Origin of the sequence: Candidatus Rickettsia colombianensi, from assembly GCF_003664375.1 — a bacterium.
Classification (GTDB): Bacteria; Pseudomonadota; Alphaproteobacteria; order Rickettsiales; family Rickettsiaceae; genus Rickettsia; species Rickettsia tamurae.
Genome location: NZ_RAQN01000012.1, coordinates 13169 through 33632, shown reverse-complemented (window position 1 = coordinate 33632; position 20464 = coordinate 13169). Strand labels below are relative to the sequence as shown.

Sequence of the window (20464 nt, the reverse complement as noted above, 5' to 3'; positions counted from 1 at the left end):
ATGATGGGCTGGGACGGTTTTTTCATCTTTACTATAATTTTAGCCTTGCCTGCTTTATTTATATTAATGTATCTTAATAAAAGGGTTAATGTGTAGTAATATTTGTTGTATTAGGCAAAAAAGTAAGCTGTCATACCGTGGCTTGACCACGGTATCTAGAAATATAACTAAAAATACTAATTATTAGTATTTGGATCCCGCAATCAAGTCGCGGGATGACACAGTATTTCACTTGATTTAATTTGAATAATATTTTATTTATTTAAAATGTTTAGTAAATTTTTATTACCTTATATTTTTATTGCAACATTTTTCTTTGCTCCCATAAGCGAAGCGAAGAAAGCTGTGAAAAATACACCTAAACCTCCTGTTCAAACTAGTTTAGTAATTGATGCAAAAAGCGGTAAAGTGTTGCAGGCCCATAATTCACAAATTCGGATTTATCCCGCTTCTTTAACTAAGCTAATGACTCTATACTTAATGTTTGAATCAATTGAAGCCGGTAAATTGCCTTTAGATAAAAAATTACTTGTATCAGCAAAAGCTTCAAAAATGCCGCCTTGTAAGTTGGGTTTAAAAGCAGGGGAAACTATAACCGTTCGAGAGGCAATTAATGGGTTAATCATAAAATCCGCTAATGATGCTGCTGTAACGGTTGCTGAGAATATGAAAGGTTCAGAGAAAGCTTTTGTTCATTTAATGAATGTTAAAGCTAAACAGCTCGGTATGAAGAATACCTATTTTAAAAATGCTTCAGGTTGGCATGACCCATTGCAGCAAACTACCGCAAGAGATATGGCTAAACTTGCTATGTCCCTGAAAAGAGATTATCCAAAATATTATCCGTTATTTGCTAAAACCAGTTTTGTATTTCGTGGAAACATAGTAAACGGACATAATAGAGTTACTAAAAATTATCAAGGTGCAGAAGGCATGAAAACAGGTTTTCATACACCGGCAGGTTATAATTTAGTAACTACCGCTTCTAGGAACGGTAAATCATTGATTGCCGTTGTTACAGGAGGCAAAAGTGCCGCATCTCGTGATCAAAAAATGATAGGGCTACTAGATCAGCATTTTAATATTAAGCCTATAGTCCCTAAACCTTCAATCAAGCTTGCCTCTAATAATAAATCTACTACAAAAGCTAAATCAAAAATAATAAAGAAAAAGAATATACGTAGTTGATATGCATCGTCTGCGAGCGGGTATTGTTGCATGGCTCGGAAAGCACGTTCGGTGTCATACCGTGGCTTGTCCACGTGACACTGAACGTGCTTTCCGAGCCATGCAACAACGCCTACGACTACTCACAATGACGATTTAATATTCACTCATCTTTTAAGGATTTACGGCTAGCTTATATTTCAGATTTACAAGTTTTATATGACAATTAACGCTACATTTATTGTTTTTTGTAACTTTAGTAGATGAAGATTTTTTAGCTAAAGTTTTACTTTGTGGTTTTTTTAGATTAATATTTTTTAGAAATTTCTCAGTTTCATTAGGTAAATATTCTATTTTTACTTTAGTTATACCTTGATTTTTAAATGCTAAAATTTCAGCCGCCTTTTGAGAAACATCTATTATACGATTTTTCTTAAAAGGACCTCTATCATTAACCATTAAAATTACTGATTTATTATTGGCTCTGTTGGTAACTTTAACTAAGCAAGGAAGCGGAAGAGTTTTATGTGCGGCAGTTAATAAATTTCTATTAAATCTATCACCGTTAGCTGTTTTTTTACCATGAAAACCGTCTTTACGTCCACCGTACCATGAGGCATAACCTGTTTCGGTAAAAGATTTAGGGTTGTGAGGTTTGTAAGTCTTTCCTTTTATTTTATAATTTTTTCCAACTTTATAATGTCCTTTATAAGTTAGATTATGAGGATCCTCTTTTGATAATTCTTTGTATGAATATTTACTGGAATAAGGTAATCTTTTTGAAGTATTACAACCGCTTAGACCAAAACAAAAAATTAACAAAAGTAATAGACCCCTTGCATAACTTGCTCTTAAAGGTAATTTGTACGTCAATCCGGTACTCGCATCCTCACGTGGCATTGTTGCGTGGATCAATTTTACCTCTGTCATCCCGTGGCTTGACAGAGTGGATTTTACTGGTCTACGTAACAAAGCCTCCTCACGTACTAAAGTGTACGCTGCGGTGCTGCGTTCCGTGTTTCCTTCAAATTCCTCTTTATTAGCTTCGTTCTGCAAGAGGTCTAATTTGAATTTATGATTCTTCACTATTATCATTATTTGTGTTAAAGTGATTCATTATTTTAGCGTAACACACAACTTTTTCAACACCTTTTATTTTTGATGCAATAGAAGCAAGCTTTTCTAGCTCTTCTTCTGATCTTGCAACTCCAAATAAATAAACAATATTATCTATAGTTAGAATAGTATAATTAGCAAATTTAATGTCTTTTCTGACTAAGTTTTTAGCTTTAATTTGCGTGGTTATCATACTATCTTTAGTATATTGGGCTAAGTCAAAATGATTACTGTTTTTATTTACTTTTAACTCATTAATAACTTCTTTTACGCCTTTTTGATTCCAAGCAATTTCTACGGCTTTTAACGCATCAGATTCTTTTTGAATATTTCCTGTTAATAATACTCTTCCTTGTGATACTTCGACCTTTATTTTAGTACCTAAATCTCTAAAATTATTTTTTACTAAATCAGCTTTAATACCGGCAGAAATCCTTGAATCATTTAATGTTTCAGACATTGGTTGATCTTTTGAAGCAACAATGCTGGTAGTGGCTGCTGCGGTAAAAATGGCAGGTAAACAAGCAGATAGACTAAAAGAAAGAGCTATAAAAATTAGAACTCGTAATATCATAACAATAGTACCCTACAATTTTTAAAAAGATTGTATTTGTTCAAGAATTAACTGTTTGTTTATGTCATTCCCTATAGTACCGGGCCTTGTTGCATGGATCGAAAAACCTACTCGATGTCATTCCCACGCAACAGTGCCACGTGGGAATGACATCGAGTAAAAATGGTAAGGTATATATATCATATCTTACTATCCGGTAATTTATTCTTTAATAAAAGAGGTAATTGCAGTAAAATAAAAACAAAAGTAACAGGTATTACGCCGAATACTTTGAATTTTACCCATGTTTCATCTGAGAAATTACGCCAAACTATTTCATTAACTACAGCCATAAAAAAGAAAAAAGCCGCCGTTCTATAGCTTAAAGTTATCCAGCTTTCTTCTTTAAGACGTACTATACTCTCTAAAGCATATTTGATAAAGGGATTTTTTCTTATACCGCTCATGAGAAATATTATTCCAAAAATAACATATAATATAGTAGGTTTGATTTTTATATACGTTGAATCGCCGCTAACTAAAGTAATGCTTCCCGAAACTAATAAAACAGTCGTAGAAATAATAGAAAGCTTGGATACTTTCTTATCTATAACATAACAAAGGGTAATACAAATAACAGAGGTAATAAGCATATAAAGAGTAGCGTTTTGTATACCGCCTCCATAAAAAAAGCCCGCAAAAAATGCTATTACCGGACCGATTTCTGATAAAAGTTTTAACATATTTAATTTAATTGTTCTTTTTGATTAAATTAATTTAATTCATTTTTTTGTACTGATATTAAGGTATTTTTTGAATATCTTAATTTTATTTGTATGAAAATATTTATCAGTAATATAATAGTAAAATAGGCAAGTACTTGTAGCCCGTTAGGTCTTGCAATATAACCGGTAACAATATGTAAGATTTTACCTATCATACTTCTATCTGCTACTAACCATGAACTATCCCAAAGTTGATCGGATAAAAACATAACTAGACCGGAAGAGGTTAAAATACCTGCAGCACTTGCTGCAAATCCGCCTGCTATTAGCATTAATAATACGGTAGAGATTTTAAAAATATATTTTTGATTAGCAATCTTAATTAAACCGAAATATATTACTAAACCAAGTAAGAAACCACTTGTAGCACCTATTATCACTCCTTGCAAGTAAATACTGCTTGGTATTGTTTCAACTGAAGATATGCTATATACTAAAATAATAATTTCTACACCTTCTCGTAATATGGTAGTGGCAACTAAAAAAACCAACATGAAATAACTGGCATTACCTTCATGAATTTTTACCGATAAGTCGTTTATATGTTGCTTTACTTTTATACTGTAACCTTGCATCCATATTATTGTCCAGCTAATCAGAATTGTTATTAGTATCATAATTCCGGAATTGAATAACTCGTCGCCTACTCCGCCAAAAGATAAAGATAATTTACGTGTAAAAAATGCAAAAATTGAAGCAAATACTACTCCAAGCATTACTCCGGCAATAATATAAAAACGAGATTTTTCTATTTGTTTTGTTACGGCGAGTATTACACCAAGTAATAAAGATATTTCTAAACATTCACGAAACACTACTAAAGCAATTTTAAACATATTTTTTATCTAATCATTAACAATTATAAAACCCTGAGCCGTATCTTGATGAAAATCTCCAAAAAATTCATATTTTCCGGACTTGAGAGGTGCAAGTATAATATTTATTGACTCATTTGGCATAACTATTTTTTCACGATGTAAATCATGACTTTCAAATTCTTCTACCGTATCATCTTCATTATGAACAATTAACCTTATCTTAGTAGATTTTGGTACTTCAACTATATTCGGAACAAATTTATGATCTTTTATAGCTATCTTTACTTCTAATATATTATCATTTGTTTTATTATCGGAACTCTTATTTGTAGAGATATAAATGATTGTTGCTAGAAATATTAAACCTACTATTATAATAATATGTTTGTTTTTTTTAATAATTTCCATACTAAACTCCTAGCTTAATTAAAGTTTAAAGTAAGATTCTTATATACTCGTTTTATTTGAGTTTTAACAAAATTTATCCTGCAATTTTTATTAATGCTATAAGATATACAATTATTATCATTATGACAAGGATAGATAATAAAATATAATTTTTTTGTTTTTTGTTAGCCCTATTTTGAAACTCTACTTCTAGAGGTAATTTATGCGTCAATCCGGTACTTGCATCCTCACGTACTTCTTTGTACGCTGCGGTGCTGCGTTCCATGGTTCCTTTAAATTCCTCTCTATAAGCGAGTTTCAAAATAGGGCTAATATCCGATATTTTATTTTGTTTCATATTTATTTAAAATCGTTAATTTCAAGTAAAAGATATTCATTTATCGGTAATGATTCATGAGAAATAATTTTATTTATATTAGAACCTAAGGCTTTAAATGTTTTGCCTTCAGCAATAACACTGCGTGTTCCAACCGTTACTTTACCTTGCAAGGCATAAGAAAAAATTAAAGGATATGTAATATCGCCGATTTTCATATCTATTCGTTGTCCTTTTTCTTTAGAATCATATAATATTTTACCGTTTGATAATCGAGTAATTTTAGCATTAAAGCTTACTTTTTCACCACATAATAAAGGAACACGATAAGCTATCTCATCATCATAAATTTTCACTTCATTATTTTTAACAAAATTTTGCGGTAATATGGATTTTAAAATTACATTAACTTTATAATTATAAGCATCATCGAAGATAATATTATTACTATTATTAACGGTGTATTTTGCTGGAATAATAGCTTCTCGTGCTTCTCCTACCATCATACCGATTATTACATTATCTAAGCCAAGCATTATAGGAGCAGAGCCTAAAGTAAAAGTCTTAGTATCTTCAGATATTAAAGTATTATTCATATCTGATATTTGATAAAATACGGTAACTACATGTCCGCAAGAAGCGGGACCGATATTACCGCTACCGAGCGTATTAATTTTGAACAGTGTTTTTACTAAATCCTTACGTACTTCAATAGTGTAATCATTAGGATTGATAGGTCCATTTAACGGTTGTAAAATATTTTCAAAGAATGCTTTCCCTTCTTCGGTTTTAAGAGCATTTATTACTATTTTTGAAACCGTACGTTCAAATAAATTACCGTTTAATGAAATAGGGGGTTCATTATTTATACTAGTTTGGTTTTCATCGGTAGATGAATTATTTGAAGCCGTTTGCTCTACAGTTGTAGGATTATTGTTGTCGGGAGATATTTTTAACTTTACTATATTGTAAAGTATTAGAATTACAATTATTAAAGATAAAAATTTTTGCATATATACTCGTTTAATTTGAAAAATTGGCTACGTCGTATTACTATAACAATCAATTACTTAATAATCAAATGAGAATAAAAATAATTTGATTAATAAAAATAATTGATTTAAATTTAGATGCAGAATTTTATAAATATAGTGGTGAAAAGTGAAAAAATTTATATTTTGTTTTTTATGTTTATGGACATTAAACATATTTGCTGCTTCTAAAACTTACCCTAATAAGCTTAATCATTGTAAAGTTACTAGAAATATATTTAATGATTATGAACCGAAAGTTTTTGAGACTACTAATAATTTATTACGTAAAACAGGAAGATTATCAAAATTTTACGGTGAAAGGATATTAATTAAAGGAAAAATATTGGATCAAAATTGTGTGCCGGTTGCAGATGCTAAAGTTTATTTATGGCAAGCAGGAAGCGGAGGTAAATATCCTTACGAACCTTTAAAAACTAGAGTTGATAAAAGAAGATTTGCAAGTAAAAGCGATTCAAGCTTTACCGGTTCCGGTATTGCTACTACTAATAATAAAGGAGAATATTACTTCATTAGTATGTTACCTTATAAATCTTCTCATTATTTAAGAAGTGCAAATATAAGAATAGAGCATCCTAGCCTTACGACTCTCGAAACACGCTTAGATTTATCTGATAAAAATATGTGTGATAATGAATGCGGTGAAGTAAATCCGATATTAATCGAACCGCAGGAAAATATGCCGTCTTATTGTTTTGACTTAGTTTTACAAGGTACGACGCTTAAGAGGTATTGATACAGTACGTCATTGCGAGGAAAATTATGAAGTAATTTGACGAAGCAATCTCAGGATATTTGACGAGATTGTCACGCAGTCTACAACTGCTCGCAATGACGTTTTGCCTCTTTCTGCGGTGCTTCTAAAGGCTTTTTTATACCACAACTACATAATGTAAGTGCTAATACGAATAAATAAAATGTCTTCATTACTATAAATTATTATATGACCTTAAGAAATTATAATAAATATCTTATATATATTATAGTATTTTTATTATCTATAACAATCTTTATTCCTAAAATTTATGCTAAGCATCAGGATAAATTAGAATTTTTAAGAGGTTCAAGCGTTCCTGATAATATAATTTTTTTTGATGAAGAAAAAAATCAATATTCTCTTGATCAGTTTGAAGGAAAGACTGTATTGTTAGTGTTTTGGGCTACTTGGAGTGCTCCTTGTGTCAAAGAAATGCCTGACCTTGATATGTTGCAAAAAGATTTTAGGAAATTACCTTTTTCAGTAATTCCGATTTCAGAAGATTATCAAGACATAAAAGTTGTTAAAGAATATTTTAAAAGCTATCAAATAAGATATTTGCCGATTTATCATGATTATAGAAATGAATTATTTAAAGCCTTAGGGGTTGTTAGTTTACCGACTAGTATATTAATAGACCCAAACGGCAAAATAGTAACTAGCTTTGTCGGCAATACAAATTGGTATCACGAAAAAGTTAGAGATACTATTTTATCTGCCATTCCCGGAAATTATTCTGAACCTAAAAATAGTTATAACGAGCAATCTCTGAATAAACCGGCTAAGCCTTTGCCGCCGATAAAAAAGGATATAATTAAGGAAAGTACAGCACAAATTAAAAATGAGTAAAATTAATGAATGAAGTGAATAAATCAACTATGGCGAATGCAGAATTTGATCAGATAATAACCAAACGGCAGATAAGTAAATTAGACCAATTAGTTGCTTCGGTTTTTGGTGATTCTAAAGAGGTGATTGCCGTTTTACGCCTTAGCGGCGTTATCGGTAAAGTAAGTACTATGCAATCGGGACTTACGTTAGAATCATTAAATGAACTAATAGAAAAGGCTTTTAAAATAAAGAAATTAAAAGCGTTATGTTTAATTATTAATTCTCCCGGTGGATCTCCAGTACAATCTGAACTTATTGCGAAACGTATTCGTGACCTTGCTAAAGAAAATAAAATAAAAATTTATAGTTTTATTGAAGATATGGCGGCTTCAGGCGGGTATTGGCTTGCTTGCAGTGGAGACCGTATATATGCTTCTTATAGCTCAGTTATAGGTAGTATCGGAGTAGTGTCAAGCGGATTCGGTTTTCATGAAGCGATTAATAAACTTGGAATAGAGAGAAGAGTTTATACGGAAGGAAAGAATAAAGCAATTTTGGATCCGTTTAAACCTATTAATAAAGATGACCTTAAAATTATTAAAGATTTGCAAAAGCAGGTTTACGAGCATTTTATAGAATATGTAAAAACAAGAAGGGTAGGGAAGTTAACACAGCAGGACGAGATTTTATTTAACGGTGAATTTTGGGCAGGACAAACGGCTCTTGATTACGGTTTAATTGATGGCATAGGTGATATGTATAGCGTAATGAAAGAAAAATTCGGCGATAACATAAAGTTTCAATATCTGTGTGCTAAGCAGCCTTGGCTTAAAAAGAAACTCGGTATGTCAAGTAAAATATTGGCAGATCATTTTGCTAATTCTTTAATTGATGCAGTTGAAAATAAAATTATTAACGATAAATTTGATATGAAATAATATGACAATAACACAAGTTAAAATTAAAAAACTAGAAAATTTTTCCGGCAGTCTGCCGGAATATGCTACAGAGCATAGTGTGGGGATGGATTTAATAGCCGCAAACGAACAACCTATAACAATAAAAGTAGGCGAAATACAGCTAATTCCAACAGGCATCGCTATAGCACTACCGGATTCGTTTGAAGCACAGATAAGACCTCGTTCGGGTCTTGCCGTTAAACACGGTATTACGGTTGCTAATTCACCCGGTACTATTGATGCAGATTATCGAGGTGAAATAAAGGTCATTCTTATTAATCTCGGTAAAGAAGATTTCATTATAGAAAAAGGCATGCGAATTGCTCAAATGATAATCGCAAAGTACGAACGTATATTATGGGAAGAAAGTAGCACGCTTGAGGAAACAATGCGTGGTAGCAGTGGCTTTGGTTCTACGGGTGTTTGACAGTTGTCATCCCGTGGCTTGACCACGGGATGACAACTGCAACAAATCATAAAACTTATGAAAATAAAATTATTAATTGCTATATTTCTGTTATTAGCTTTAAAAGTAAATGCTAATTCTGATCCTGTAGATAATGTTAAGCAAGTTTTTACCTATATCGATCAAAAAAATTGGTCGCAAGCTGAAGATTTAGCTCTAGAAGTAAATAGTAAAGTTTTAACAAAAATTGTACTTTCTCAGAAATATTTAGATAATAAATATTCAGATAATAGTTTTGAGCAGGTAATAAGGTTTTTTCGCAATAATCCGGATTGGCCTCAAAATAAGCTGCTTGAAGAAAGAGCGGAAGAATATCTAAGTAATAGTACGAATAAAAAAATAATTTTTGATTGGTTTAATAAACATCCGCCTCGTACCGGCAAAGGTTATAAATTTTATGCAATTGCTGCAAGTAGTTTAATCAAAGATCAGAAAATATTACTACCTATTATTAAGGAGGCTTGGGTATATGCCAATTTCACTCCTGAAGAAGAAAATGCATATTACAATAAGTGGCATAAATATTTAACTGCAAATGATCATTTAGAGCGAATAGAAGAGCATTTATGGAAAAATGATATTAGGTCTGCTGAGCAATCGTTAAAATATGTAGATCAAGGCTATCGTAATTCTTTTAAAGCACAAATTGCTATTATAGGTAAATCACTGAATGCCGAAAAGCTTTTTAGAAGTGTTCCTGAAAAATACTATACTTCCGGTTTATTATATCGTTATTTAGATTCTAAAAAAACACAAAAGCCGACAAAGAAAGTTATTACTTTGTTTAAGAAAGCTAAAAATAACCGTAAACATTTTGCTAAATGGTGTCGTATTCAATCCTATTATGCTCGTGAATTCATCGATTACAAAGATTTTGCTAATAGCTATAGAATGGCAACGCTTCCTTTTGCTACTTGTCCTGAAACTATAAGGGAGCAGGAGTGGCTTGCGGGCTGGCTTTCTTTAAGTTTTTTAAAAAAGCCTGATCAAGCATTAGTGCATTTTAATAAATTTATTAAAGTTGTTAAGACTCCGATTAGTTTGGCACGTGGATTTTATTGGCTCGGTCGTACTTATGAAGCAAAAGGCGATAAGCAAACGGCTAGAAAATTTTACGAGCAGGCAGCCAAATATTCTTTTACCTTTTATGGGCAGGTAGCAAATATTGAATTAAATAGGACAAAGTTAGTTTTACCTCCTATTCCCGTAATAACTTCTGAAGAAAGGAAAACTATAGAAAATAAAGAGATTATTAAAGCAATAAGGTTATTGGTTAAATATAATAAAAACTACTTAGCCATGATATATTCCAAAGCAGTGATTAAAAACACTAAAAATCCTGCAGAAATTCAAATAATTGCGAATATTATTAAAGCAAATAATAATACTAATCATATGGTTGAGGTAGCAAAAATTGCCGCCCAAAATAATGCTTTTATTCCGGATTGTGCTTTTCCAACGCCTTATAATCTAGCAGGTTTGCCTATCCCACCTCATTTAACTTATGGAATAATTAGACAAGAATCGGTTTTTGATCATAAAGCAGTAAGTTATGCAAATGCTATGGGTCTCATGCAACTTATTAAAGGTACTGCTTGTGATACCGCAAGATCTATAAATGTTAAATGTAATGTAGCAGACTTAACTAGAAATCCGGTATATAATATTAAACTTGGTTCGCATCATTTCAAAAAATTATTAGATGATCATAAAGGTTCTTATATTCTATCCATTGCTTCTTACAATGCCGGAAGTCATAATGTAGTAAAATGGATAGATAGGTTTGGTGATCCAAGGGATATAAAAGATACAAGAAAAGTTATTGACTGGATAGAACTTATACCTTATCGAGAAACAAGAGATTACGTTCAAAGAGTACTTGAAAATGTTCAGATTTATCGGGTAATCTTAAATAAGAATAGTAGCTTGTACTTTAAGCGTGATTTACATGCTTGTGATATAGCAAAAAGTTAATTTTAGTGTTTTATTTTGACATATAGTAATAAGTATGATATGGACACTAATTAAAAATATGAATTAAGGAGGAGATTATGAAAAAATTAGAGCAACACTTTAAGAAACAGCGTAATGATACCGATACTCAAGTAAAGAAATATAAAAAAAGATCTTGATGTAATCGGCATTAGATATGACCGTAAATCTACACATGTTGAAGTTCCAAATCATGCTACCGGCGGGTTTGAATATTTTAAATGGGATTGGATGACAAGCACTACGGGTAGTCGGTCATTCAGAAATAGTACAAACATTTAAGAAAATAGTAAGAACTTTAAAAGAAGCTAAACGTAACCCAGCCCAGTAGAAAACTTAGTATCTAACTTGGATGCTAGTACTAAAAATGCACTTGATGTTAATATTAAGAAGCATAATATTACTGTACCGACGCAAGACACTAATAAGGTAGTATCAGAAATATTATCAGGAATGCAAACATGGCTAGATACAAAAAGTCATATCCCTCTAGAACTTAAGCAAAAATTCTTAGAGTTAGGTTCTAATAATTTAGAACTATTTATAAAAGCTGCTTATAACAAATTTAACAATAAGTGGATAGTTAAAGAATTTATTGATAATACTTTTGTACCACCTAGAGAGGAAAGTAACAAATATCTAGCTGATAGTGGTTGTGATTCAGCTGAGCAGCTATGGACTAAAATAGAAAACCTTAGAATAAGTGAAAATTCAACTGATGAATCTGAAGATAATGAAATATCAGAGGCTTCGGCGAATAAACTTGGAGAATAAAGTAAAACTTAATAATGGTACTGAAATTGAAGTTAAGGCTATTCTAAAAGACCTATCTGATAAAGAGTTTGTGAATATGGCTTTAAAAAGAGTTGAACCTAATACTAGTGAACATTGTTACAAAAAGAAATAGCATTACAGCTTGTATATAATAATATACAGGAAGGTCGTGTCGATAAGTCAAGTACTGTTAAGGTAATTAATTCTTTTAGTAATGCACCAACCTTATCAAGTTGGTTTGTAGAATATAGCGACCCTAATATTGAAGAAATAAAAGCTAAAGAAGTAGAACTTACTGGCGGCGCTTCTTATTTAGACTGGTTTTTTAATGTTGTTCTCATTTCTTATGTCATTCTCGTAAGGCATTGCCTGTGTGGATATCAAGTCGTCATTGCGAGTAGCCATTGTTGTGTGGATCGATAAAATCCACTGTGTCACCTCATGGCTTGACCACGGGGTCCATAAAAACAATAAAAAATACTAACAATTCTAGTATGCTTAACTGGATACCGTGGCGGGGCCACGGTATAACACTGAATATATAATTCCATGATTCTTAAAAATATATCTTTACTAATAATATTATTCTTTTCAATATTAGCTTTTTCTGCTGGTCATAGTCTAAAAAATATCCCTATTACTGTTGTTGCTCCGGCAACAGGAGTGGATAATAAAACCTTGTCGGATTTAAAAAATATTAATGGACTAAATTTACAAATTCCTTCTAAGTGTTTTGCTAAAGGTAAGTTATCCTTTCTTGCAAGTAGCGATGAAGTAAGGTTTAATTGCCTGCGGGATGCATTATTTGATAAGTCTGATAATGTAGTATGGAGTTTACGAGGAGGTTACGGCTCTGCTAGAATAATTCCCGATTTACTAAAGCTACCAAAACCAAATAAAGAGAAGTTCTTTATAGGGTATAGCGATGTAACGGCTTTACATCTTTTTCTATCACAAGAATGGGGATGGAAAACTATTCACGGCAGTAATATAGCCGATCTCTTAAAGCCGGAAAAAGATCAAGGTAATTTTACCAAGTTTGCTGAAATATTAAAAGGTAAAGTAAAGCAGGTTACTATAGATAATTTAGTGCCTCTTAACGATATAGCAAAATCAAGTGATCTTGTTAACGGCAAACTAACAGGCGGTAACTTAACTATGGTGCAGACTAGTATCGGTACAAATTGGCAGATAAGAACTAAAGGCAAAATTCTTTTTTTAGAAGATGTGAATATAGTTGCTTTTAGATTAGATCGTGAGCTTTTACACTTAAAGCAAGCAGGGTTATTTGAGGATGTTAAGGCCATAATATTTGGTTCATTTAATAAAAATTCTGAAAGCACAATGTTAGTGCTTCGTAATTTTGCAGATAGTTTAGATGTACCGGTATTTAAAACAAATAGATTCGGTCATGAAAAAATTAACGATCCGATTATTTATAATACAAATAGTAAGATTATTAAAAATAAAGGATTTAAGTTAGTGATGGGGCTATAAACGTTATGCTACCCCGTGGCTTGACTAGGTTTATTGCATGGATACCACCTCGTCATTGCGAGCAGGCTGCGTGGCAATCTCATGAAATAATAACAAACTCCTGAGATTGCTTCGTCAATTGCTATGCAATTTCCTCGCAATGACGATTTTTATAGTTAACTCTACCTCATCAAATGCAAATAATCATTATACTTTGATAAATTCAAATCATAAGAAAAGAACTTATTTGTAATATAATGTTCAAGTAATTTTACTAATCCTGCTTTATGTCTATTTAAAGTCTCGATGCTTAAAGCTATTTCCGTTGTTTGCACATAAGGTTCGGTATTGGTTATTTTTACATAAGCAATAGTGATTTCTTTATTTATACAGCGTCGTTCAGAAAGCTTTAGACAAGATGAATTGACGACTGAGCCTGCGGAGCGTACAAAAGTACGTGAGCAAAGGCGAATGTCAGAAAATTCGCTTGTATCAAGCTTTCTGAACGACGCTGTATAAAATCCGTTTTCTAGTAACATTAAACTTTCTATAATAAGTTGTGGAGAGAGTCCTAGTTCTATTTCTTTTTTAGTTGGGATAGTACCGGTTTTATAATCCAGTATAGTTATATTATTTGATTTACTTATTTCAATTCGGTCAGCTATACCGATTATTTTTATATCTTGATCTGCAATATTTAGCTGTAATTCCCCTTTAGTTTCAAAATAGATTTCTTTGCAGTTTTTTCGGCGTTCTATATCAAATAAAATAAAAGCTTTACTGAAAGCCGTGAGTTTTATTTGCCAAGTTTTTTTTGTGTAGCTTGGTAAAATAGTGCTATATAAAATATGATTACCGATATTTATTAAAGCATTTTGTTTATCAAGCAAATTTAAATTAATATATTGTTTGTCGTAATTTTTAGAATATTCCTCTAAAACTTTATGAATAAAATTACCGAAATCTGATACTTTAGGCTCTTCCCATATATTATCTTTTTTACGTAGTCCAAGAATTTTCTTAGCATAAAAACCGTATGGGTTTCTTATTAATGTTTCTATGTCGGTTACTGATAAGACGGCTGGAAAAAAGGTGCTGCTTGCTACTTTGTCATCCCGCGACTTGATCGCGGGATCCAGAAAAATATTGTTACTTCTATTAATCGTATGGATACCGTGGTCAAGCCACGGTATGACATGTTTAAGTTGCAGTTTCAAAAATAAATTACTCGGCACTAACAACTTCCCATCATATTTTTTAGCATTCAGTATAACTATTTGTTTATTTTGTAGAAATAAATTGAAGTAATCTGAATATAGAGTAGGGGCGATTTCATTGTAATCTATATTTAGTATCTGCAAGGCTTTCTTGCTAAGCCATGGGTGAGCTTTAGCGATAGGTGTCCAGTTTTCATTATTAAAATGCGGTAATATAATTAAGTCGAATTCGCATAATGCTAAATCTTCCGGTGAACCGATAATTATACTAACAGAGTCGGTATTTTTGTAATATTTGATATTAGAAAGTAGAAAAGAGAAAATTTTAGGAAAATCCTTTTTATCCGTTAAATTTATATATTTACCGGATTCCCGCTTTTGCGGGAATGACGTAGAGAGATATGCGGTTAAATTTGTTAAAAATTCAAGTAGTTCTACTCCTCCTTCTTCCTCCCAAATAGTAGGTAAAAGTTTTTCAGCTATTCCTTTAGCCGCTATTAGAATATCTGGTATATTATGCGGGTTATTGGTAAATAAAATATCTATTAAGTTACGGCAATACTCCTTTGTATCCTCGTTATCAAATTGTAATTGCAATAAATATTTCGGCGAGGATATAAAACGGTTTTTATTAGAGAGCATTAACTCTAACTTTTTCACAGCGTCATTCACAAAGCTGGATACAGGCGAATTTTTTGAGTTAAGTCTGTGCTCACGTACTATTGTATGCTGTGCAGACTTACTCTTAAATTCATCCTGTCTGAAGCTTTGTGAATTTAGCTGTCCTATAGGACAATTAATTAAAGGATTTTTAAGTAATAAAAATAGAAGTTTTAAATCAAAATTATTACATAATATTTTAATAATGGAAGTTAGTAATTCGCTGATATTAGTAAGCCTTAAGTCATTACCTAGTAGATCTTCATATTTATCTAAAAAATTACAATATACTCTCTTAAGCTTATTATTATTTGTAATGATTGCAATCCGTTTATCTTTATTACGGCTACATATATAAGCTATTTGTTTAGCTTCTTCATAAATATTTGCGGGTTCTAAATAAGATATACCATTGCTAATCTGTTTGGAGGTGGGGTTATAGTAAATTATGTAATCCTTTAATTCTTCTTCAAATCTTTTTAAAAAAACATTAGGCTTGAATATTCCGGCGAGTATTATTTGCTTATTCCTATTCTTTATCCTTATTATTTCTTCTTGTAATAGCTTTAATTTATAAACTGCTTTAGTTTGTTTTTGAGTAAACGATATTTCTTCTTGCCATCTTAAAAAGCAATATTCTAGAAATTTATAAATCTTTTGCCAATAGTTAGAATTGTTATAGACTTCAATTAATTTTATATCGATATTATTTATTATAAGGTCATTAAACAATTTTCTTAGAATTTCTGCAGCTTTTAACGATTCATTTTTATTAAATGGTAAGTCTTTATATTCTGTAATTATTTTTGATATAATAAGAAGTTCTTCTATTTTAGATACATAATCCGAATCGGTTTTTTTTGAAATAAGAGAATTAAAAGGAATAATGATAGGTAATTTAATTTTATATTTATCGGTTAAAATCTTCTTTAATTCTAGGCATGAGAAATTATTAGGCAATATTATTTGAACTTCTGTACCTTTCCCTAATTTATCAATGATGTACTGAGCAAATATCTCTAAATAAGCCATAAATATTTGTTTTGTGCTTAGTATAACACATTTGTAAAATGAAACAAATATTGTTAAAAATCATAATTCATGATTATTAATTTTTATTAACTATTCTATACAAAAATTATTAATCTAAATTAAGGAGTATGTAATATGTCTAATATAACATATATATTAGGGACAAGAGAGAAAAAGGTCAACATTTAGTTTTAAATAAAGAAATCTTATCTAAGCTATCTAAAGGTAAAATTAAAGGTTTAGTAGCTAAAATTTTTAATAACGATTTATATTTGCTACCTAATGATTCTCATATTACTATTTTAAATGAGGAAGTATATGCACCAATTACTGAATTATTATATATAGTTAGTGGAATTAGTTTATATAAGTACAAGTCTTTTATTAATTCTTTAATATCCTTAAAGGACATAGGTTCTACTCCACCTGTGTTTCACGGTGTTGCAATGTTAGAATCTACTAAAGAAAAAATATTACAAATTATTAAAAGTATTAAGATATTATCTATTTTGGCACATAACCCATCGGAATTATTAAGTTATAAAGATGAAGATATAGTAACTGTAAAAGATTTAGTATTAAAAAGATTTTGCTTTTTAGTAGCAAATAATGAAAAGCTTGAAATATCTAAAGACTCAGAAGCAGAAGCTTTATTAAAGGTTATTAGTTTTAATAATAGCAATTATGATATTTACAATAATTTTAAAAAATACTTAGTAGAAGAATGTAAAACTTAAGAAAATATTAGATACTTTTAGTGATAAAATAAGGAAAATAATTAAATTTGAGGATAAATTAGTATCTAAGTTTTTAGATTGGGGAAAAAATTTCGAAGATAATGTAGATCTATTAACTAATGAAATTGAAAAATTATTAAATCCAAATCTTGAAAATATATTACCTAAAAATGTGTTTTTAAGATCCATTGATAATAAAAAAGAAGAAGAAATTAATAAAAATGATAAGAAGTTACTAGAGAATAATTTGAAATTCTTTACTGCTTCAAGTACATTTCAAGTTCCTGAATATCATTGAAAATTCTATTGCGTATTATAAAAATAACCAAGATGCTCTAGTACCGAATTTAGTATTATTAAAAACTGCAAATGATGAAGTAAAGCTTTCTAAAATAAAAGATATTTTAAATAATCATTATATAAAAGCTAAATCGACAGTGGGAGCTTGTTTGCATGTTATTTTAGATGGGCAGAAATATTTAAAAAGTTTAGAAATAGCAGATTTAGATATAACATTAGACAAACAAAATTTAGTAGATAAATTACCTCTATTAACAGATAAAATGAAAGAAAGCTTACATAGTTCTGAGGTAGAAAATGTTAAAAATATTACTTTATTATGTAAGGAGGTAAAAGACTTTTTAAATATTTCTCCTATTGCCTCTGTATTTGAAGAATATGATAACAACTATCAGACTCTTAAGTCTGATATTGATAAGGCTGAAAAAGTTTTAGGCGAGATAGGTATAGAATGGAGTTTTAGTTAAAGTAAAAAGCTAGGCGGTTATACTGTACTAGCTTTTACGAGTTCTTTAAATAATTCTAAATCTACTCCATTATCGTTAAGATATTCAGGATGCCATTGAACGCCGATAACAAATTTATGTTTAGTTGATTCAATGGCTTCAATGATACCGTCTTCTGCTTTTGCAGATACGATAAGATCGTTACCAAGTTGTTTAACAGCCTGGTGGTGAGTCGAATTAACCATAGTTTGTAGCTGATTATTAGCCATTTTAACAAGTTTAGTATTTGCTTCTATATTAATTGCATGCGAAACTATGTTTTTAGGCGAAGGTTGTGTATGATTAATTACAGTTTCAATATAATCAGGAATATGTTTAATAAGCGTACCCTTAAAAATGACGTTTAATAGCTGCATACCTCGGCATATTCCTAAAACCGGAATATCTTTCTCTAATGCTTTCTTTAAAACTAATATCTCAAAATTATCACGTTCTTCATTGGAAACTACTACATCTTCGGCGTATTCCGGCTCATAAAATTTAGGATGTATGTCCTCATCACCGCCTGGCATTACAACACCGTCAACAAGTTCCAAAAGCTGATTTATTGTATCACTTTGATAAGGTAATAATAGCGGTACACCACCGGCTGCAATAATCGCATCGGTATAGTTTCTTCGCAAGGCGTACCATGGAAAAGCAGCGTAAGTATATTTTGCACAATTTTGAGCTAAATCAGGTGTAACACCTATTATCGGTTTTTTATGCATTTTATTATCGTTTTACTATTTTTCTTTCAGCTATGTCATTCCTCATAGTATCGGACAGTTCATAAAGGTCCCGTCATTGCGAGCCAGCATTTATGCTGGCGTGGCAATCTCAGGAGTTTCTTTTAATATTATCTTATGAGATTGCCGCGTCGTTGCTAACGCAAATCCTCGCAATGACGACTTGGTGTCCACGCAGCAAAGCCACTATTACCCCTCAATATGTGGTGGTGTTTCAAAAGTATGGAATGGCGGTGGTGAGGTAAGTGTCCATTCTAATGTGTCTGCTCCTTCTCCCCAAGGATTGTTTGGACAATTTTTGCTGTACTTTAAAGTATAGAAAACGATAAATACAAAATAAAGAGCAGCAAACATAGAGATACCTGCTCCTATTGACGAAACCATATTCCAGCCGGCGAAAGCCTCAGGGTAGTCTGGTATTCTTCTTGGCATGCCCGCAAGGCCTAAGAAATGCTGCGGGAAGAAAGTTAAATTAACGCCTATAAAGGTAATCCAAAAATGGATTTTGCCTAAAATTTCCGGGTATTGTTTACCGGATATTTTGCCGAACCAATAATAAAAGCCTGCAAATGCTGTAAATAAAGCACCGAGCGACATTGTATAATGGAAATGTGCAACAACATAATATGTATCGTGCAGAACTCTATCAAGTGCCGAATTTGATAGGATTATGCCGGTTACGCCGCCGATCGTGAATAATATAATAAACCCTATAGAGAACAGCATAGGAGTTGGGAAGGTAATTGAGCCACCCCACATAGTTGCTATCCAGCTAAATATTTTAATACCCGTCGGAACTGCTATAATCATTGTTCCGGCAGTGAAATATATAAGTGCATTATAAGAAAGCCCAACAGTAAACATATGGTGAGCCCATACAATAAATCCGACGAAACCGATTATTACCATAGCTCCGACCATACCTTGATAGCCAAATATAGGTTTGCGTGAAAAAGTTGAAATAACCTGACTTACTATACCAAAGCCCGGAAGTATTACGATATATACTTCAGGATGACCGAAAAACCAAAATAAATGCTGAAATAATACGGGATCACCACCGCCGTCCGGTTTAAAGAAATTAGTTCCAAAGTTACGATCGGTAAGTAGCATAGTGATAGCTCCGCCAAGTACCGGCATAGCTAGAATTATTAAAAATGCAGTTACTAATATAGACCAAACGAATAACGGCATTTTGAAAAGCCCCATCCCTGGAGCTCTCATATTAAAGATAGTAACAATTAAATTAATTGATCCGAGGATTGACGATAGACCGGTTAAATGTAAACTGAAAATAGCCATATCGACTGCTGCTCCCGGGTGACCGCTCAAATTACTTAAAGGAGGGTAGAGCGTCCAGCCCGTTCCAGGACCGTCGTCAACAAATGCCGAACCCATAAGCAGGATGAAAGCAGGAACTAGTAGCCAAAAACTGATATTGTTAAGGCGTGGAAATGCCATATCGGGAGCTCCTATTAACAGAGGTACGAAATAGTTACCAAAGCCACCGAACAAAGCCGGCATAATCATAAAGAATACCATAATAACTGCATGTGCCGTGATAAGCACGTTATATAGCTGGAAATCATGATTTAAGAAAGTGCCTCCGGGCATTGCAAGTTCTAACCTAAAAAGCAGTGAGAACAAACCGCCGACAATTCCGGCAAAAACGGCAAATATGATATACATAATGCCGATATCTTTGTGATTAGTAGAAAAAAGCCACCGCCTCCAACCGTGTGGGGTATGGTGGTCATCGTGGTTTAGGTCTTCTGTATTTGTAAGTAAGTGCATAGCAATTGTAATTTTTATTT

At 31.8% G+C, this 20464-nt stretch carries 21 protein-coding genes and 1 pseudogene; 12 read left to right on the top strand and 10 right to left on the bottom strand.

From position 1 onward, the window contains the following. The first annotated feature begins 267 nt into the window (after positions 1–267). Positions 268–1188 carry a D-alanyl-D-alanine carboxypeptidase family protein gene (locus D6968_RS04170; protein ID WP_121543615.1) on the top strand — a complete coding sequence of 307 codons (921 nt, stop codon included), beginning with the start codon at positions 268–270 and terminating at the stop codon, positions 1186–1188. A 153-nt stretch (positions 1189–1341) separates the two neighbouring features. On the opposite strand, the gene D6968_RS04165 is transcribed toward D6968_RS04170, so the two are convergent. From D6968_RS04165 to D6968_RS04135, 7 genes are all read right to left on the bottom strand, one after another. After that, positions 1342–2262, bottom strand: coding sequence for a septal ring lytic transglycosylase RlpA family protein (locus tag D6968_RS04165; RefSeq protein ID WP_121543613.1), 921 nt, complete (start codon positions 2260–2262; stop codon positions 1342–1344). After that, positions 2240–2794 carry a BON domain-containing protein gene (locus D6968_RS04160; RefSeq protein ID WP_245969315.1) on the bottom strand — a complete coding sequence of 185 codons (555 nt, stop codon included), beginning with the start codon at positions 2792–2794 and terminating at the stop codon, positions 2240–2242. The genes D6968_RS04165 and D6968_RS04160 overlap by 23 nt, the downstream gene beginning before the upstream one ends. 242 nt (positions 2795–3036) lie before the next feature. After that, positions 3037–3579 (bottom strand): septation protein A, encoded by a 543-nt coding sequence (locus D6968_RS04155; RefSeq protein WP_121543609.1) that lies wholly within the window; start codon positions 3577–3579, stop codon positions 3037–3039. Positions 3580–3608: 29 nt separating this feature from the next. Further along, positions 3609–4457, bottom strand: a complete 849-nt coding sequence (locus D6968_RS04150) for an FTR1 family protein (protein ID WP_121543607.1) — start codon at positions 4455–4457, stop codon at positions 3609–3611. 9 nt (positions 4458–4466) lie between these two features. Then, positions 4467–4847 (bottom strand): cupredoxin domain-containing protein, encoded by a 381-nt coding sequence (locus D6968_RS04145; protein WP_121543605.1) that lies wholly within the window; start codon positions 4845–4847, stop codon positions 4467–4469. Between the two features lie 73 nt (positions 4848–4920). Then, positions 4921–5184 (bottom strand): palindromic element RPE1 domain-containing protein, encoded by a 264-nt coding sequence (locus tag D6968_RS04140; protein ID WP_121543603.1) that lies wholly within the window; start codon positions 5182–5184, stop codon positions 4921–4923. Positions 5185–5186: 2 nt separating this feature from the next. Continuing rightward, positions 5187–6176 (bottom strand): FKBP-type peptidyl-prolyl cis-trans isomerase, encoded by a 990-nt coding sequence (locus D6968_RS04135; protein WP_121543601.1) that lies wholly within the window; start codon positions 6174–6176, stop codon positions 5187–5189. Between the two features lie 148 nt (positions 6177–6324). On the opposite strand from D6968_RS04135, the gene D6968_RS04130 reads away from it, so the two are divergent. The 8 genes and pseudogenes from D6968_RS04130 to D6968_RS04090 all read left to right on the top strand — a co-directional run bounded on the left by D6968_RS04130 (position 6325) and on the right by D6968_RS04090 (position 13491). Next, entirely contained in the window at positions 6325–6951 is a 627-nt protein-coding gene (locus D6968_RS04130; protein WP_121543599.1) for a dioxygenase family protein, read from the top strand. A gap of 207 nt (positions 6952–7158) precedes the next feature. Beyond that, positions 7159–7821: a TlpA disulfide reductase family protein gene (locus D6968_RS04125; RefSeq protein WP_121543597.1), complete on the top strand. Its 663-nt coding sequence runs from the start codon at positions 7159–7161 to the stop codon at positions 7819–7821. Between the two features lie 5 nt (positions 7822–7826). Next, positions 7827–8741: a S49 family peptidase gene (locus tag D6968_RS04120; RefSeq protein ID WP_121543595.1), complete on the top strand. Its 915-nt coding sequence runs from the start codon at positions 7827–7829 to the stop codon at positions 8739–8741. A 1-nt stretch (position 8742) separates the two neighbouring features. Beyond that, on the top strand, positions 8743–9189 hold the full coding sequence (dut, locus tag D6968_RS04115) for a dUTP diphosphatase (protein WP_121543593.1): 447 nt from the start codon (positions 8743–8745) through the stop codon (positions 9187–9189). A gap of 57 nt (positions 9190–9246) precedes the next feature. Continuing rightward, positions 9247–11202, top strand: a complete 1956-nt coding sequence (locus D6968_RS04110) for a lytic transglycosylase domain-containing protein (RefSeq protein WP_121543591.1) — start codon at positions 9247–9249, stop codon at positions 11200–11202. Positions 11203–11279: 77 nt separating this feature from the next. Next, positions 11280–12312: pseudogene (locus D6968_RS04105) on the top strand (hypothetical protein); the annotation flags it as partial. 86 nt (positions 12313–12398) lie between these two features. Further along, positions 12399–12539: a proline/betaine transporter gene (locus D6968_RS04095; RefSeq protein WP_245969313.1), complete on the top strand. Its 141-nt coding sequence runs from the start codon at positions 12399–12401 to the stop codon at positions 12537–12539. Between the two features lie 4 nt (positions 12540–12543). Beyond that, entirely contained in the window at positions 12544–13491 is a 948-nt protein-coding gene (locus D6968_RS04090; RefSeq protein ID WP_121543585.1) for an LD-carboxypeptidase, read from the top strand. Between the two features lie 161 nt (positions 13492–13652). Here the strand turns inward: D6968_RS04090 and D6968_RS06690 are convergent, their stop codons facing one another. Beyond that, on the bottom strand, positions 13653–16379 hold the full coding sequence (locus D6968_RS06690; protein ID WP_121543583.1) for a palindromic element RPE3 domain-containing protein: 2727 nt from the start codon (positions 16377–16379) through the stop codon (positions 13653–13655). Positions 16380–16651: 272 nt separating this feature from the next. On the opposite strand from D6968_RS06690, the gene D6968_RS04080 reads away from it, so the two are divergent. From D6968_RS04080 to D6968_RS04075, 3 genes are all read left to right on the top strand, one after another. After that, positions 16652–17116, top strand: a complete 465-nt coding sequence (locus tag D6968_RS04080) for a hypothetical protein (RefSeq protein ID WP_121543581.1) — start codon at positions 16652–16654, stop codon at positions 17114–17116. A gap of 172 nt (positions 17117–17288) precedes the next feature. Continuing rightward, complete coding sequence (locus tag D6968_RS06290) at positions 17289–17414, top strand: hypothetical protein (protein WP_281269447.1); 126 nt, start codon at positions 17289–17291, stop codon at positions 17412–17414. Positions 17415–17565: 151 nt separating this feature from the next. Further along, a complete protein-coding gene (locus D6968_RS04075) occupies positions 17566–17883 on the top strand; it encodes a hypothetical protein (RefSeq protein WP_141110528.1) in 318 nt (105 codons plus the stop codon). 17 nt (positions 17884–17900) lie between these two features. Here the strand turns inward: D6968_RS04075 and D6968_RS04070 are convergent, their stop codons facing one another. Beyond that, on the bottom strand, positions 17901–18632 hold the full coding sequence (locus D6968_RS04070) for a gamma-glutamyl-gamma-aminobutyrate hydrolase family protein (RefSeq protein WP_121543577.1): 732 nt from the start codon (positions 18630–18632) through the stop codon (positions 17901–17903). 207 nt (positions 18633–18839) lie between these two features. Further along, positions 18840–20444 (bottom strand): cytochrome c oxidase subunit I, encoded by a 1605-nt coding sequence (gene ctaD, locus D6968_RS04065; protein ID WP_121543575.1) that lies wholly within the window; start codon positions 20442–20444, stop codon positions 18840–18842. Between the last annotated feature and the right edge of the window lie 20 nt (positions 20445–20464).